This is a genomic window from Psychrobacter sp. APC 3426 (assembly GCF_030408035.1).
Taxonomy (GTDB): domain Bacteria; phylum Pseudomonadota; class Gammaproteobacteria; order Pseudomonadales; family Moraxellaceae; genus Psychrobacter.
This window is the reverse complement of the sequence record NZ_JASDCF010000006.1, coordinates 59,889-75,751: the sequence shown is the minus strand read 5'-3', so window position 1 is coordinate 75,751 and position 15,863 is coordinate 59,889. Positions and strand designations below refer to the sequence as shown.

The window sequence follows — 15,863 nt, the reverse complement described above, 5'->3', positions numbered from 1 at the left end:
TTTCAGGGCTCATAAAATGTTATCTATAGCGCTATTAGATGGGGCTTAACTATTGATAAGTCAAGCCTACTGCCTTCTAATAACCTATGATTCATTCGACTTTTCAGACAAAGACCTAAAGCAATACCTGCCAGACAAATCCATAACTTAATAATGGATTTAATCCTTAACAAAGTCAGTCAGCACTGTTAGTATAAAGGTAACTATTCACTAGGAGCACCTGATGAGCTACCAACATATTTTATTGGTCACAGACTTATTGTCCGATGCCGACGAGGTGGCCTTAAAAGCCAAACGCATCCTTGCAGGCTCCCCCGAGGCGAAATTGTCTGTATTACACCTCGTTGAAGATGATATGGTACGCTTTGGGTTTGAGCTTGTACCTGCTTCTAGCTTATCTGGCGAAACCGATGGCGAGCACTGGCAAGAAGCCCGAGCGAAGCTTGCGGCATTTCTTGAGCGTAACGATTTGCACGCCGTCAATTCTGATGTAAATGCTGCCATTTCTAACGATAAAGGCATCGTCAACTACTGCCACGAAAAAGAGGTCGACTTGCTGATTATCGGACGCCATGAGCGCCGCGGTATCGCTGCTTGGTTAGTTAAGGCAACGGCAGACAGTATATTACCCAATGCCCCTTGCGACAGCTTAGTGGTGAAGCTCGATCAGCCTGTATCAGAGTAGTCATTTATTCAGACAACGATTACTTAACAGCGCTCGGTAGTAGTGCTATAGTAAATACTCTCTGACACGAGGATTACGCCATGAGTTATGAACACATACTACTGGTCACCGACTTACTTTCTGATGCCGACATCGTCGCGCAAAAGGCCAAACGTATCGTCGATAACCGCCCAGGCTCTAAACTATCGGTACTGCATATCGTCAAGGATACCATGGTCGGCTTTGGCTATGAGCTCGTCCCTGCCTCTAGTTTATACGATGAGATTGATGATGAACGCTGCCAAGAAGCCCGCGCAAAGTTGGCACAATTCTTAGAGCGCAATCAGCTAAACGCAGCAACCTCTGAGGTAACGACCGCTATCTCTAGTAGCGAAGGTATCGTCAGCTACTGCCATAAGCATGACGTTGACTTATTGGTTATCGGTCGTCATAAGCGCTCTGGTATCGCCGCATGGATCAGCGGAGCGACCGCAGACAATATCCTGCCCAATGTTCCTTGCGACAGCTTTGTCGTTAGACTCGATAAACCAGTATCGAAATAGTAACAATATAAAAATTAGTGACAGACTGCTAAAATCATAAAAAAGCGCAGCGTATTTATTGACGCTGCGCTTTTTATGATAACTCAATCTTGTTGAATAATATCTATAAAGGTTTGCCAAATCGGACTTTGGTGCCGAGCTTTATGCCAGACTAACCACCATGTCCGTGACAAATCAATGCCTGCCACTTTTACTTGTACCAACTTTCCTGCTGCCAATTCTGACTCGATGACGTGTTGCGACAGGCAGCCAAGTCCAATATCGGCACTAACCATATGTTTAATCGCCTCCGATTGCTGAATTGCCATGATGACTTCTGCATTGGGTAAATGCTTGAGCAGCTGCTCATCGATAATTTGCCGCGTACCTGAACCTGCTTCACGCACCAACAGCGGTAATTTGGCTAGCTGAGCTATCGTAATATTATAAATATTTTCACTTTCTTGATAGTCCGTCAAACCTACCAACCATTTGCTATCGCGCTTAGCAAAGACCATCAAGGTATCTGTCCGCCATTCTCGCTGTTCAATGGCTTTCATATCTGTCGGGCGTGGCATGCCTTCTACCAAGGCAATATCAATACTTAACTGCTCAACCTCACTGACCACTTCCTGCGTATTGGCAATATACATATCGACATTGGCATCCGGTAGCGCTGCATATAGCTTAGCCAGCAGCGGTGGCAATACATAATTACCGATAGTGGTACTGGCACCGATATGAATCTGTCCTGCTTGATACTTATGATAATGCTCAAGCGCTAATGACTGACCTAAGATCGCTTGTGCTTGTATATAGATGGGATGAGCATTGGGATGTTGATTAAGCCTACGCCCGACTCGCTCAAACAATGGCATCTGCAATCTTGCCTCTAGCTCGGTCAACGCGCTACTGACTGCCGACTGTGATAGGTGCAGCTCTTCACTGGCACGGCTGGTGCTGCCCGTTTGATAAATACTCACAAATACCGCCAGTTGCTTTAGCGTAATCTTCGGTAGTGTTTGCATCGCTTTTTTCATTATCTTATTACGCCCTATGCCAGCCTTTTAAACATTATCTTTGATAATAATCTTTGTTATCAGTCTCTTAATATCAGTTTTTTAAGCATTACTATATTGACCTAAAAAATCGATAATTCATATCTTATTAATCTGTTTTTATTATAAAAAAAGTTAGCTTATACTGTCTATTCATAAGCTTATTCTTATTTTGATTATCGACAATAGGATGCGTCCTTTATGCACGCTTTTGCTCAATCAGTGAATCATTATTTCCCAAGCAATCGCCATCTAGCAGGGTTGCTTGTCGTGCTGATTGGTAGCTTATTGTGTTTATGGCTTAATAGCAGCTTAGATACGTGGTCGAACGGACGTATCGTTGGACTATCCTCTTTAACATTAGCCATTCTGCTTGGTATGCTATTGGGCAATACCGTTTATCCTAGTTTCGCTGAGCGCTTAGATGCTGGTGTGGGCTTTGCTAAGGGTCAGATTTTGCGTCTTGCCATTATGTTTTATGGTTTTAAGCTGACGATGACACAAGTTGCCAGCGTTGGTATGCCAGCGATTATGGCGGATGCGTTAGTGTTGACTTCAACGTTTTTATTAACCTACTGGCTAGGTACCAAATGGCTAAAGGTCGATAAGAAAACAACATTGCTTATTGGCTCAGGGGCTAGCATTTGCGGTGCCGCAGCGGTGATTGCAGCAGAGCCAGTGGTCAAGGCTGAAGCGCACAAAGTTACTATCGCCGTGGCAACCGTCGTGGTCTTTGGCACTATTGCGATGCTGCTGTATCCCTTCTTATATCATCTTGGCTGGTTACAGCCTTGGCTAAACGCCCAACAGTACGGAATTTATACGGGTTCGACCATACATGAGGTGGCGCAAGTCGTGGTTGCAGGTAATGCTATTAGCACCGATGTTGGCAATACAGCTGTCGTGACTAAAATGATAAGAGTCATGATGTTGGCGCCATTTTTACTTATCTTATCCTTTGCTCTCACCAAGAGCGAGGACGAAAATAATGATGAGAAGTTGTCGCTTATCGCACGCGTCAAACAAGTCAACGTACCTTGGTTTGCCTTTATATTTATTGTTATCGTCATTTTACATACGTGGATACCAATGTCTGAGAGCTTTGTGCAAAACATGGTCATACTAGATGATGTCTTACTCACTATGGCGATGTTTGCACTGGGTTTAACAACGCATCTGAGTGCGATTAGGCAAGCTGGCGTTAAGCCGCTTATTTTAGGCGCTCTTATATTTGCTTGGCTGATCGTTGGCGGTGGTCTGATTAATATTGGCATTAGCTCTATCTAACGTCTGCCCTCACTTGACTTAGTCTTCATCAAATAACACTCTTAGCCTCTTCTAAATGCAGAAATGCCTACGACTAACTCAATAGTACGTAGGCACATTTGATTCTATATTTTAATTTCAGAACTTTATTTTAAGTTCAAAAGCATGAATTCATAGCCATTTAGCATGAAGCTTAAGTGATAGATAATAAGTTTTTGACAGTAACCAAGTAATATCAAATCGTAGACGAAAAAAAACGAACCCGAAGGTTCGCCTTTTTTATTCATCTTGCTCTAACTATTATCTATAAAAGATAAATTAGATAGCAACGATGTTATGGGCTTGTGGGCCTTTTTGACCTTGAGTTACAGTGAACTCAACTTCTTGGCCTTCAGCCAAAGTTTTGAAACCTGAACCAGTGATTTCGCTGTAATGAGCAAAAACGTCTGCGCCGTTTTCTGGAGCGATAAAACCAAAGCCTTTAGCTTCGTTGAACCACTTAACTGTACCTTTTTGAGTATCTGACATAATCATAATCCTGATATTTAATTTATTAGTGGTCTAATTGACCGATAACGCTTGCAAATAGCTACTGAACGATAAATATTAAAACGAAGGATTATAACTAATACTACGAGGTAATGATTTGGTGCAGAACTGCTCTTAAGCTTGAGCGTATTATAGGGGGGTATTTGGATTAGTGCAAGCCCTAAATGATACTTTGTGTAACTGAGTACAGTTTTAAAGCCTTTACTCATCGAAATATAGCCTGATTGGACAGCTATAGGGTGGATTGAAGGCTTATCCTAAGCATTGGGGAAACGGAACAGAAATATCGCTACCCCACTACACACCACGGCCACCAACCAAGCTACCCATACCATATCGGCAGGAATGTTAAAAAACAGCATCGCTGTCGAAATTGCCATCATTATCGTTGCCAACCATTTAGCATAGTGTGGAACGGCACGGCGATCTTCCCAATCACGGACATACTTACCGAAATATTTATGATTAATCAGCCAAAAATGAAAACGGCGTGAGCTACGCGCCCAGCACCATGCTGCTAACAGCACAAAAGGGGCGGTTGGCATCACAGGTAATAAAATCCCAATAATACCCAAGACAAAAAATACCCAACCAAGCGTCACAAACGTCCAACGAACCGTCGGGCTGTTAGATTGGTTAGTCTTGGGTCGATAATAAAAGGCTTTTTTGTTTTGGCTCATAAAATAAATGTCATTGGTTAATAGTGAGTGTCTAATATTGACTTCGTGATGGTTGTGAAGCAACAGAAGTCATTGTGTATGAATGCTTCCTATACAGCTGCCTATATAACTAGTAGCTAAGGATGCAGTATCACTCAAAATCCTACAAGGCTATTTTTATGAGGTTTTTGCTATCAATAGGTGTATTTGATTAGTGGTTGGGTAAGTGTGTCGACGAGTTTTACTGATTTTAAAAATATAAAAACCGCTACTGTATTACTATAGCGGATTTTAAAGACTACTGGATTACTACTCTATTCGACTACTGCATAGACAACGCCTATTGATTATTACAATGAGCAAGTAGGCTCCAACGTAGGTTTATAAATATAAGTAAACTCTTGACCATTTGGGTAGGCTTGCTTTAATTCAGGAGCACTAAAACTTTGATTTAATACTAGCTTTTGTCTAGGTGCTAACGTTACCACTTTTATTTGTGAAAACACCGGCTCGTTTTCGTACTGTAGCCCTACTGCGGTTTTATTAGGCTTTAGCTGGTATTTTTCTACACCTACTTGCTTATAAGTGCCATCTGCATAGCATTTAAAGCGATAATTATAACTCGTTCCATCTCGACGAAAGTTAATGACAGCGGCCTGACCACCCATCCCTGCCGTCATTACCCAGTACCCTTCATATATTTGTTGGGGTAACTGGTAGTTATTGTTAATCTGATCGTTTGGGGTCGATGGTGACATGCCGGTACTGGCACAGCCTGATAAAAATAATGCACCGCTTAGCATGGCAGCGGTAACCTTAAGGTAATGGCTCATGGTTAGTCCTTTAATGATGAGTGAATACTGGTGTTAGATTTCCATCTAGTCTTATCATTTTAGATGAGATTAAATGGAAATGTAATACCACGACTTATTAATTAAGCCTTTAAAATACACGGTAGCAACATACATAAAAAAACGCCGTCATAAGATATGACAGCGCTCTTCACTAAAATAGATATTTACACGTTAATTACAACGCTTTTAACTCTTCCATCTGCGCCGTCATCGCCGTCAACTGCCCTTCTAACTCAGCCAGTTTGGCCTTCTCCGCATCGACTACTTCGACTGGTGCTTTACTGACAAAGCCTTCATTACCCAGCTTACGTGATATACCTTCGGCTTGCTTTTGTAGCTTTTCGTAAGATTTACCCAGACGATTTAGCTCAGCAGTTGGATCGATAAGACCTTTCATTGGTACAAGCACGCGCAGTTGCCCAACCATACTTGATGAGGACAATGGCACCTCATCACCTTCTTTTAATATTTCTAGGCTCTCAACTTTGGCAAGTGCCTTAAACTGATTTTTGATACGTGATAGACGCGCATCTTCGTCGCTAGAGATATTTTGTAGCAAGACTGGCAGACGTACCGCATTGCCCAGTTTCATCTCACCACGGATATTACGCACGCTGGCGATAAGCTCTTGTAGCCATGCCATGTCCGCTTCCACTTGCTCACTGATTAGCTCGCTATCGGTTTGTGGATAGTCAGCAACCACAATGCTATCAGTATTTTTACGACCCAGTAGCGGTGCAACCGTCTGCCAGATTTGCTCAGTCAGATACGGCATGATTGGGTGGCTAAAGCGCAACGCGGTCTCGAGCACGTGCAGCAGTACATAACGAATTTGCGCTTTACGCTCGCTTGATACCGAGTCATCATTGAGGCTGGCTTTTGCAAGCTCAACATACCAATCACAGTACTCATTCCAGATAAACTCATAGATATCTTGGCTGACCATATCGAGGCGATATTGAGTAAAATGCTGATGAATGTCTTTCACACTAGAGTTCAGACGACTCATAATCCATTTTTCTGGCAATTCCCAAACGTCAGGATTTGCCGCTTGGTCGATAGGTTTGGCACTGCCCTCGCTATCGACACAGTTCATCAGTACAAAACGGCTGGCGTTCCAAATTTTATTACAGAAATTGCGATAGCCCTCGACACGTTTTAAATCAAAGTTGATATCGCGACCGGTACTGGCTAAGGATGTAAAGGTAAAGCGCAGCGCATCGGTACCGTAGGCTGGGATGCCTTCTGGGAATTCTTTACGGGTTTGCTTTTCAATTTTAGCCGCATCTTTTGGATTCATCATATTACTGGTGCGTTTTTCAACCAGCGTTTCTAAGTCGATACCGTCAATCAAATCAATCGGATCTAAGACGTTACCTTTCGACTTCGACATCTTTTGACCATTACCATCACGTACGAGACCATGCACATAAACGGTCTTAAACGGTACCTGCGGTGTGCCATCTTCGTTCTTAACAAAGTGCATGGTCAGCATAATCATGCGCGCGACCCAAAAGAAGATAATGTCAAAACCGGTGACCAACACACTGGTGGGGTGGAAGGTTTCAAGCACGCGCGGATCAGCATTGACGTCTGCCCAGTCAAGCGTACTAAACGTCCACAGACCCGAGCTAAACCAGGTATCAAGCACGTCATCATCTTGGCGCAGTTTTACATCATCGCTCAATTTGTATTTGGTGCGCACTTCCGCCTCATCACGGGCCACATAAATCTCACCGCTCGCGTCGTCATACCATGCAGGGATACGATGTCCCCACCATAACTGACGGCTAATACACCAGTCCTGCAAGTCAGTCATCCACGACATATACATGTTTTTATACTGCGCAGGGACGAACTCAATGCTGCCATCTTCTACCGCGTCAATCGCAGGCTTGGCAAGCTTACTAACCGCCACATACCATTGATCGGTCAACCATGGCTCAACGATCGTACCACCACGCTCAGCACGGGGGGCTTTTAGCTCATAGTCTTCGATATCTTCTAGCCAGCCTTGCTCACCTGCTTGTTCTACAAGGAACTTACGTGCGGCAAAACGCTCAAGGCCTGCATATTCACTCGGCGTGGTCTCTAATGTTGGCTCACGCGTTTGCAAATCAACATAAACTTCCATTTCAGGCAAAATATTGGCGCGCTCATCTAAGATGTTAATCAGCGGCAAGCTATGACGACGACCCAATTCATAATCGTTAAAATCATGCGCTGGCGTGATTTTAACGCAGCCTGTGCCAAAGTCTTTTTCGACATAATCATCAGCAACAATGGGCACCACCCGCCCAGTGATTGGCAAGGTAATGGTTTTGCCCACCAAGTGCGCATAACGCTCATCGCTAGGATTGACCGCAACAGCCGTATCACCTAATAAGGTCTCAGGACGAGTGGTCGCGACCACTAGATAGTTTTTACCATCTTGGGTGGTCAGGTCTTTGTCAGTGAAATGGTAGCGGAAATGCCACAAGCTGCCTTTTTCATCATGGTTTTCAACTTCTAAATCAGACAGCGCCGTTTGGAATTTAGGATCCCAGTTCACCAAACGCTTACCGCGATAAATTAAGCCATCATCGAACAGACGCACGAATACTTCTTTTACCGCATTGGACAGACCGTCATCCATGGTAAAGCGCTCACGCGACCAGTCGACTGAGCTGCCCAAACGACGAATTTGACGGGTGATATTGTCGCCCGACTCTTCTTTCCATTCCCAGACTTTATCGATGAAATCTTCGCGCGTCATATCTCGGCGCTTGAGTCCTTGTGCTTCCAGACGACGTTCAACGACCATTTGGGTGGCAATACCTGCGTGATCGGTGCCTGGTTGCCACAGCGTGTTGTCACCATCCATACGGTGATAGCGCGTCAACGCATCCATAATGGCGTTATTAAAGCCATGTCCCATATGCAATGAGCCAGTGACGTTCGGTGGCGGCAAAGCGATAGAGAACGACTCGTCTTTATCAAAGCTTGGCTTAAAATAACCACTGTCTTCCCAGTCTTGATACATGCCCGCCTCGACCTCTGCAGGATTGTAGGCATTTTCCAACTGGCTGAGTGCTGCTTGAATGGATTGGGTCAGGTTAGCGCTGGTGTTGATATTAGTATTGGTATCAGAATTGCTCATAATAGAATGTTCTTTTATTAAAAATGAATGTGGTCGAACAAATACGTTGAAAGTAGGCAAAATAGTTAATAGTGTGATTTTAACGCAGATAGCTAGATTTTGTTAGATGCTAAGGCAATTTATCGGCTTTGAGGCGCCTCCATTAAACAATTAACAACATCAATTGGCTCAATGCTAAATATAATAAGTTATAGTCATGCTATAGGATATAGGTTTTGGCTAACTGCCGTGCTTATCTGCTCTATATCTATCTTGCTAGTGCAGAAAAACATTGCCTCTAAGAAACAACTATTGCCTCTGAACAGTGAGCTTACCGTGCCCAAAGATACCGACCTGACAAACGACTCTCTCAATAGCCCTGTGGAAGACAAGCATTTGGCCAAGAGCAATATGCATCTTGCACATCAGCCTGAGCCTGATAACGATATCGAAGACACTCATAAAAAAGCTGATGAACAGGTAGAGGCCACTGAAAACCTCGACGACCAGGATTTTCCTGAAGAGATTAGCGACGAAGACAAAGAAACCATCAAAAAAGTCGCCAGTGATGACAACTTGAGTCAAGCAAAAAGCTACGCCAGTATCTTAGTTGAGCAAGTCATCCACGCCAAAGAAACCTTTGATCGCTCCTTAGGCTCTTTATTCACCAGTGCTTTGACGGCAGGACTTGAGATTGGTATTAGCTTTTTTATGATTTTAGCCGCTTTTGCCTTACTCACCGAAGTCATGCCCAATCAATATGCAATGGTCTTATCATCACTGCTATACCCAATAGGTTTTATTATCGTGGTCATTGGTCAGTCGTTATTGTTTACCGAACAAACCTCGCTGTTGAGCTTACCAGTACTAAATGGTATTGAGCCATTAAACAAACTGCTGCGTCTTTGGGGCATTGTTATCGCGGGCAACCTTGTTGGCGGATGTATATTTGCGGCATTGATGATTGGCCTTGGGTTAAACATGCACCTGTTTAGCGCCAGCGATATTGATGCTTATGCCGAGCATATCTTGGGGTTTGCATGGTGGGTGATATTTGGTAGCGCCGTATTAGCAGGCTGGTTGATGGGCGTTGCTGCTTGGCTTGTGACCTCAGCACGCGATACCCTCAGTCGCATTGTCTTAGTCACCCTTATCACTGCGAGTATCGGATTTTTAGGCCTGCACCATAGCATCGTTGGTAATATCGAAGTGTTTTCTGCATTACTGTATGGCGATACTGTCAGCCTGTGGCGTTATTTAGCCTTCTTAATAGTGGTGCTGGTGGGCAATACTGTCGGTGGCGTGGTGTTCGTCGCCGTGCTGAAAAACCGTACTTTCTTATTCGAGATTGAAAAGGTAAAAGAACAGGCCGCCGATGCGAAAGCAAGAATAGAGGCGCGTCGACCTTAGTTTTTGATGCACTGCCCTACTTAAACTGACTCACCGTAGCGTTGAATATCATATTAGATATGGCAGCAAACGTACAAACCCCATATCACTCTTAAACCTATTAAGCCTGATATGAGGTTTGTACTCAGCAACGTTGATATAGTGAGTTGACTATAGTCTACGAGCTGCCAATACGCTTCTTTCTACCTCAGTCCTTTTGACTTTATTGTATCTACTACTAAATACTCTGACCAAGATACCCGCGGTCAAGAACATGATTAGCGTATAGATAGCAGGCGTCATCGACATCTTATAGTTCGCCAATAAAGTCAGTGCCATAAATATTGATAAGGTACTGTTTTGCAGGCCAACCTCTAATGTCACCGACGTCCTCTGTGCTAGGTTTAGGCCAAACCATTTACTGGTATAGTAGCCAAGCGCCATGGTCGAGACGTTCAATAATAAGGATACAGGACCAGTCGCAATAAATGCCTCAACGATGATGTCTCTTTGTACATAACTTAAGAAAACCACCAAGAAAGTCAAAAATATCACCCCAAATCTAGACACATAGACCTGAGAGTTATCCGCAACCCGTGGCGCAAAGCGTTTGATAAGCATACCAATACTAATAGGGACGATGGTCAGCACAACTAGGGTGAGCACGGTTTTTAATACGGGCAGTTGAAACTCACTACCCGCGCCCATAAAGTGAATCAATGAAAAACTTAAAACAACGGGAATACTAAATACTGTGATGACACTGGCAATCGCTGTCATTGTCACAGACAACGCCACATCACCTTTGGCCAGATAGGTAAATAGGTTTGAGGTGGTACCACCTGGGCACAATACCAACAACATGACCCCGACTGCATACTCAGGCTCTAACGGCATGATATTTGCCAAAGCAAAACCAATAATCGGTAAAAGTAACAGCTGATTGGTCAAGCCAATACCAACCGCTTTTGGATATTTTAAAACGCGTTTAAAATCATTGGCAACGAGGGTGAGACCCATGCCCATCATAATGAGGAACAGACAAATGGGAATAATAACTGAGTTGACTAATGTGACTATCTCAAGACCTTCCATAACTACATCCATGTAGATAAGACCCTTCTTTGGGTCGGTTTATGAAAATTCCGCGATGCTAAACCAGCCAATCCTGCTGATAATTTGGGTAAAAGCCATCGACGTTATTAGCGTTTTTATGATGCTATTGCGCACTATAATGATATGCACATCATTGCGTGACTTTTGTGCGTCTTATCATAACTTTAGAATCATAAAGGAAAGTATATCGCTGTGGTATGTTATTTATTTACTTTATTCAACCACTGATCAGTCAGTATGCTGTTTTTGCGTTGAGAATGGTTTTGAAGAAGTATTACGGGAGAGTCTGATAAAAGCATAAGTTGATGAGCCAAAGCAACGATGTGCGACGGCTGATTTAAACAAATAGCAATCAGCTTAAACAACTGACTTACTAGAACAGGGCATTTCAAATAAAGGTTTTAGGATGGGTCGACGTCATATTGGTAGTTTCAATACTGCTAACCGCCGTGCCATAAGCAATGGCTTCTACCATACTGCCCAACTGGTTAACGTTACTGACTTCTAGACGTAAGCCATAGATATGATTGTAGCCTTTGGCATGCGCCTCAGTACGCATACGCACAATGGCCTCGCGACGCGCGCGGTCTAATAGTGTCTCGTAGGTGGTCAGGTTTTTGCCAAAGATACTCAGGACACGGGCGATAATCATTTTAAAATAGTCTTGAGCAATAACCACGCTGCCGAGTACTAGCTCACCCTGACTATCATCGACCAGTTGTGGACGATAAAAACGCTCGCTTGACACAACGATATGACCGAGCTTCTGCTCTGCAATGCTGAGCTGTGCTAGGTGTTGGCGTTCGTGACGCGTGCCAAAAAACCAACCCACTACAAACAAGATAATGAGCGGTGCATAATTAATGAGCATTTGTGTGAGTGACTGGTTCATGGCACGTCTCTTATCATAAAAAGCATCAATGCTTAAAATCTGGTTAATTAACCAAAAGGATTGAAACGTGGCAAATCATCAGCTGATGTGTTCGCAGGTTGTGCTTGACCAGTCTGACCAATTTGATGGCCACCTGATTGATCGTATGGTGGCTGCGCTGACATAGACTGCTGCTGAACTGGCACGGCTTTGACAGCAGTACCATAAACGAACAGCTCAGAGGCACCTTGAGCGATGCTAGACGTTGAGAAACGCAACCCAACGACGGCATCCGCACCCAAAGCTTCCGCTTTAACAATCATCCGATCTATTGCTTCTTGGCGAGATTCTTCTAATAGTTCAGTGTAGGCCGTTAGCTCGCCACCTACGATATTTTTTAGACCAGCAAACAAGTCTTTGCCAACATGCTTTGAGCGTACAGTACTGCCGTACACCACATCCAGGCGCTCAGTAATTTGATAGTTAGGCAGGTGCTCAAGATTGGAGAGTTGCACAGTCATAGTACGACCTTATCGGTGACTTACAGGGTTATTCAAGGGTATTGGATTCTATTGAACAGTTAAAACAGCACTGACACCCAATTAAAAATCAGTAGCAGTACTGTTTATCATTTAACCATTTTAGACGACTATTGATTGCCTTAAGGCCATGCCCTAGTCGTTGGTATGAAACAATAAAAACAGCTCAGTCAAATTGCCTTCGATGCTATTGGCCATTTGTGCCAGCTTATCTTCATCTTTACGCATCTCTGCAAGCTCTGGGTCTTCGTCATCGATACCGCTAAGCACAATCATTGGCAACGTCAATACTGCCACATCTTCAGCCGTTTCTTCGTCTTCAAACCAATCACTGGCTTCATCACCATACATGGCATCCACAAAGCCAATCGACCAAGCCACGATATCAGATTCATCGGAAAAATCGACAGCCACTTCTTCATCACCAGCATCTTCACCAAACGGTAGCTCTATAGGCGTTTCGTTTTTTAGCTCGGCGATGATAGAGTCGCGCCAGCGCTTGATACCGTCAAGAACGTTTTCTGGCATCTCATTGGCATGACCTTCAAACATCGCATCTATCCAGTTAGGCAATGGACGCCCGATGACTGTCGCTGTCAAAAAACCATGAGCGGCGACACTATCAAGCACAAACTGGCTCTCTTGGTTGTCCAAATAATCTAATAATTCATCAAAGCTTAATTGGTTACTCATGGGTAATAGTCCTTGAAAGATAGAGTGCGGCGATTGCCAGTTGCAATCGATTATATGAAGGATAGCAGGTCATTTGAGAATGCTGGTCGCTCGGACCAGTTACCGAAAAGACCGATGAAAAGTGAAACCATCACGATAGATAGTAGAAAACAGAATAGGTCGCAAGCTTTTATAACACCATAAACACCAGGTGACCAAATTAACAATATGACAAAGTATGGTGTAAAAATTTGAGCCGTCAGAATACTAGCGCGTTAAGCAATGTAGCGGTTCAACCTTCAATCAATTGACCTTTGAGTAAATAAACCGCTCATCCGTTAACAAATAGCGGCTATTAAGGGGCTTTAGTCGACTCATAAAACACCCTTAATCAACAATGTATAACATGACAGTATCTGCTTAGTCTTATCGACTCTACAAGTCATCATCATCCCAATCATCGCCATCTTCATCGAAGTTGTCTAAGTCATCGAGGTCATCTTTTAGCTCTTTAGCCAAACGCTTTTCTTCTAGCAAATTATCGATTAGTCGACGCTTCTCAAGACTACTTAAGCGTGTGCGCACACTTGTCTCGGCCTCTTCAACCATCTTTGCATCATCATCATCGACAAAATCATCATCAAAATCGTCGTCAATATCAGCGTCACTCATGACAAACTCCTATCATTTTTGGCAAGGGTATAAAAAACAAATTAATATATATATGCCTTATAAAGTCTCTATTGAACGTTGTCAATCCTTTTTGTCACTATGGCATATTTACTATAGCGTGCCAAGACAATATCAACTCAACTATTGATACTATATTGCAGGCAATTGTAGAGACAGCTGGCGCAAAAACAAGCTTTTTGTGTCACTTTGTTTTTTATAGCGCTTAACCTTGTGACACTGCTTCGTTTTCAATCATCAACACGGCGTTGCGGACATCAGCCAAACGCTGAATCATCGCATCATTACCACCATCAAAGATGGCACATTCACGCTCATAAACGGTGGTTGGACGCATGATGCTATGTATTTGCACATGATTGCTGATTTGTTTGAGACCGGCGTTCGGCAATAAGATAAGCATCTGCTCTTTTTTACCGACACTCTCTAACAGTTGAGTCATCGCGTTACTCTGCGCGTCGTCACTGACACCCGCTTTGGCTGGCAAGGCAAAACGGCTCAGCTCAATATGCTTATCATGAATAATTTTGTTTAGCATCAAATATAGCTTGGCAAGCATCACGCCTGCCAGTGCAACTTTGGCATGGCTGTTGTCCGCTTTTAACAATACGCTCGCACCACTGTCATCAAAGCGTGGCTCATTCATCGCACTAACCCCTAGTAACAATGGCTGCTTGAGCAACTCTGCAATCGCTTGATTGAATAGCTGCATGCACAGTGCTAAATAAGGCAGGCGTTGTGCAGGTGCTAAGCGCTCAAGCATATTGAATTCATCATGAAAAGCAATCTGTACTCTCACGCTGTCAAATTCACGTGTCGCTGACAATCTAGCAGCGCCATGCTGTGACGTTGTCGCACTAACATCACTACTTGTATCAATATCACTCTTATCACTACTATAGAGCTCAGTGGTTGAGGATTCGGCTTGTTTTATCGCCGTACCAGAGACATGACTGGACTCAAAGTCAGCTGCCGTACTATCTGTGGCAGACTCTGAGTTTTGCTGACCTCTAATATATTGGTTCACTGCGCCATGGATATCGAGCTTTTGACCACTAGCCTTTTCATTGCCTGTGTCAGCACTGGCCGCATGGTCAGATGCTTGTCCTTTGCCCAGACTGTTTGTCTCCCCTGCATTAGCTGGGTTATTAAAGTCAGTGGCGACGCGCTCAATTTCAGGATTGTGCTCATGGCTTTCACGGCTTTCACGATTATAGTCATGCTGATTAATTTGCAAATATTGTTCACGATGCAAATCTTGAACATCTCGACTGATGGCATTGATTTGCTCTTTGGTTGGACGCGCAAGATAGCCATAAATAAGCCAAAGCAACAGATGCAGTAACATGGTACCGATAACAAACGGCCATTGCATCGCGATAATCTCGCCCTTACTAATGTCTTTTAGCGTCAAAGATACGCTACCAATCACCGCATCGCCTTTGGTCGCGATTTGACGTATCGTATCGCCCTGTTGCATCGGCGCGTTACCGACTGGCACCAAGATATCATCGTTATTGTCTTTGATTAATATCCGTGTGACATCTTGCTCGCTGGTGTAGCGATTGGCAATGACGCTCAAACTGACGCGATCCTTGTTTTCTAAAGACAGCCTCGCCTCATCTATCAGCTGAGCAACCATCTGCTCGCCCTTTAACGCACGGCTTTTGCTCAACTGCTGATCGGTGCTAATGACCAATAACAGTGTCTGCAAACAAAAACTAACCAGAAGAATAATGGCAAACAACCCTTGCCGCGGCGCTAAATACGTCATGATATGTTAAACTTTTTTGGATAAATGAAATTAAAAAACGAGGCTATCGCTCATTTTTTGGCTAATTTTGGAAAATCGTGCTGCGTACTTATAAAACACACT

Annotated in this window: 15 protein-coding genes; 4 read left to right on the top strand and 11 right to left on the bottom strand. The window is 43.7% G+C overall.

The genetic code is table 11. The features are described from left to right. Positions 1-223 precede the first annotated feature (223 nt). Together QL919_RS05490 and QL919_RS05485 are read left to right on the top strand one after the other, a co-directional pair. Positions 224-685 (top strand): universal stress protein, encoded by a 462-nt coding sequence (locus QL919_RS05490; protein WP_290188568.1) that lies wholly within the window; start codon positions 224-226, stop codon positions 683-685. A gap of 80 nt (positions 686-765) precedes the next feature. Further along, a complete protein-coding gene (locus QL919_RS05485) occupies positions 766-1,227 on the top strand; it encodes a universal stress protein (protein WP_290188567.1) in 462 nt (153 codons plus the stop codon). Between the two features lie 83 nt (positions 1,228-1,310). Here the strand turns inward: QL919_RS05485 and QL919_RS05480 are convergent, their stop codons facing one another. Continuing rightward, positions 1,311-2,246, bottom strand: a complete 936-nt coding sequence (locus QL919_RS05480) for a LysR substrate-binding domain-containing protein (protein ID WP_290188566.1) — start codon at positions 2,244-2,246, stop codon at positions 1,311-1,313. A gap of 219 nt (positions 2,247-2,465) precedes the next feature. Between QL919_RS05480 and QL919_RS05475 the strand changes: the two genes are divergently transcribed. Continuing rightward, positions 2,466-3,551: a YeiH family putative sulfate export transporter gene (locus tag QL919_RS05475; RefSeq protein WP_290188565.1), complete on the top strand. Its 1,086-nt coding sequence runs from the start codon at positions 2,466-2,468 to the stop codon at positions 3,549-3,551. A 297-nt stretch (positions 3,552-3,848) separates the two neighbouring features. Here the strand turns inward: QL919_RS05475 and QL919_RS05470 are convergent, their stop codons facing one another. The 4 genes from QL919_RS05470 to QL919_RS05455 form a co-directional block, all read right to left on the bottom strand. Next, entirely contained in the window at positions 3,849-4,058 is a 210-nt protein-coding gene (locus QL919_RS05470; RefSeq protein ID WP_192524164.1) for a cold-shock protein, read from the bottom strand. Between the two features lie 278 nt (positions 4,059-4,336). Continuing rightward, positions 4,337-4,759: a YbaN family protein gene (locus QL919_RS05465; protein ID WP_290188564.1), complete on the bottom strand. Its 423-nt coding sequence runs from the start codon at positions 4,757-4,759 to the stop codon at positions 4,337-4,339. A gap of 329 nt (positions 4,760-5,088) precedes the next feature. Continuing rightward, on the bottom strand, positions 5,089-5,571 hold the full coding sequence (locus QL919_RS05460; protein ID WP_290188563.1) for a hypothetical protein: 483 nt from the start codon (positions 5,569-5,571) through the stop codon (positions 5,089-5,091). A 196-nt stretch (positions 5,572-5,767) separates the two neighbouring features. Next, a complete protein-coding gene (locus QL919_RS05455; RefSeq protein ID WP_290188562.1) occupies positions 5,768-8,731 on the bottom strand; it encodes a valine--tRNA ligase in 2,964 nt (987 codons plus the stop codon). A 315-nt stretch (positions 8,732-9,046) separates the two neighbouring features. Here QL919_RS05455 and QL919_RS05450 point away from each other — a divergent pair, with 315 nt between their 5' ends. Next, complete coding sequence (locus QL919_RS05450) at positions 9,047-10,120, top strand: formate/nitrite transporter family protein (RefSeq protein ID WP_290188561.1); 1,074 nt, start codon at positions 9,047-9,049, stop codon at positions 10,118-10,120. Positions 10,121-10,270: 150 nt separating this feature from the next. On the opposite strand, the gene QL919_RS05445 is transcribed toward QL919_RS05450, so the two are convergent. The 6 genes from QL919_RS05445 to QL919_RS05420 all read right to left on the bottom strand — a co-directional run bounded on the left by QL919_RS05445 (position 10,271) and on the right by QL919_RS05420 (position 15,761). Then, positions 10,271-11,206, bottom strand: a complete 936-nt coding sequence (locus QL919_RS05445) for a bile acid:sodium symporter family protein (protein WP_290188560.1) — start codon at positions 11,204-11,206, stop codon at positions 10,271-10,273. 397 nt (positions 11,207-11,603) lie between these two features. Then, a complete protein-coding gene (locus QL919_RS05440) occupies positions 11,604-12,107 on the bottom strand; it encodes a heavy metal-binding domain-containing protein (protein ID WP_290188559.1) in 504 nt (167 codons plus the stop codon). Between the two features lie 47 nt (positions 12,108-12,154). After that, a complete protein-coding gene (locus QL919_RS05435; RefSeq protein ID WP_290188558.1) occupies positions 12,155-12,607 on the bottom strand; it encodes a YbjQ family protein in 453 nt (150 codons plus the stop codon). A 153-nt stretch (positions 12,608-12,760) separates the two neighbouring features. Then, positions 12,761-13,318: a YecA family protein gene (locus QL919_RS05430; protein ID WP_290188557.1), complete on the bottom strand. Its 558-nt coding sequence runs from the start codon at positions 13,316-13,318 to the stop codon at positions 12,761-12,763. A gap of 414 nt (positions 13,319-13,732) precedes the next feature. Next, positions 13,733-13,969 carry a PA3496 family putative envelope integrity protein gene (locus QL919_RS05425; protein ID WP_025652287.1) on the bottom strand — a complete coding sequence of 79 codons (237 nt, stop codon included), beginning with the start codon at positions 13,967-13,969 and terminating at the stop codon, positions 13,733-13,735. A 223-nt stretch (positions 13,970-14,192) separates the two neighbouring features. Then, positions 14,193-15,761, bottom strand: coding sequence for a hypothetical protein (locus tag QL919_RS05420; RefSeq protein ID WP_290188556.1), 1,569 nt, complete (start codon positions 15,759-15,761; stop codon positions 14,193-14,195). Positions 15,762-15,863: the final 102 nt, after the last annotated feature.

Bases quoted from the DNA above. Each gene is read 5' to 3' on its own strand.
- QL919_RS05455 (WP_290188562.1), bottom strand. From the start codon at position 8,731: ATGAGCAATTCTGATACCAATACTAATATCAACACCAGCGCTAACCTG.
- QL919_RS05460 (WP_290188563.1), bottom strand. From the start codon at position 5,571: ATGAGCCATTACCTTAAGGTTACCGCTGCCATGCTAAGCGGTGCATTA.
- QL919_RS05425 (WP_025652287.1), bottom strand. From the start codon at position 13,969: ATGAGTGACGCTGATATTGACGACGATTTTGATGATGATTTTGTCGAT.
- QL919_RS05470 (WP_192524164.1), bottom strand. From the start codon at position 4,058: ATGTCAGATACTCAAAAAGGTACAGTTAAGTGGTTCAACGAAGCTAAA.
- QL919_RS05490 (WP_290188568.1), top strand. From the start codon at position 224: ATGAGCTACCAACATATTTTATTGGTCACAGACTTATTGTCCGATGCC.
- QL919_RS05440 (WP_290188559.1), bottom strand. From the start codon at position 12,107: ATGAACCAGTCACTCACACAAATGCTCATTAATTATGCACCGCTCATT.
- QL919_RS05435 (WP_290188558.1), bottom strand. From the start codon at position 12,607: ATGACTGTGCAACTCTCCAATCTTGAGCACCTGCCTAACTATCAAATT.
- QL919_RS05480 (WP_290188566.1), bottom strand. From the start codon at position 2,246: ATGAAAAAAGCGATGCAAACACTACCGAAGATTACGCTAAAGCAACTG.
- QL919_RS05485 (WP_290188567.1), top strand. From the start codon at position 766: ATGAGTTATGAACACATACTACTGGTCACCGACTTACTTTCTGATGCC.
- QL919_RS05475 (WP_290188565.1), top strand. From the start codon at position 2,466: ATGCACGCTTTTGCTCAATCAGTGAATCATTATTTCCCAAGCAATCGC.
- QL919_RS05430 (WP_290188557.1), bottom strand. From the start codon at position 13,318: ATGAGTAACCAATTAAGCTTTGATGAATTATTAGATTATTTGGACAAC.
- QL919_RS05445 (WP_290188560.1), bottom strand. From the start codon at position 11,206: ATGGATGTAGTTATGGAAGGTCTTGAGATAGTCACATTAGTCAACTCA.
- QL919_RS05420 (WP_290188556.1), bottom strand. From the start codon at position 15,761: ATGACGTATTTAGCGCCGCGGCAAGGGTTGTTTGCCATTATTCTTCTG.
- QL919_RS05465 (WP_290188564.1), bottom strand. From the start codon at position 4,759: ATGAGCCAAAACAAAAAAGCCTTTTATTATCGACCCAAGACTAACCAA.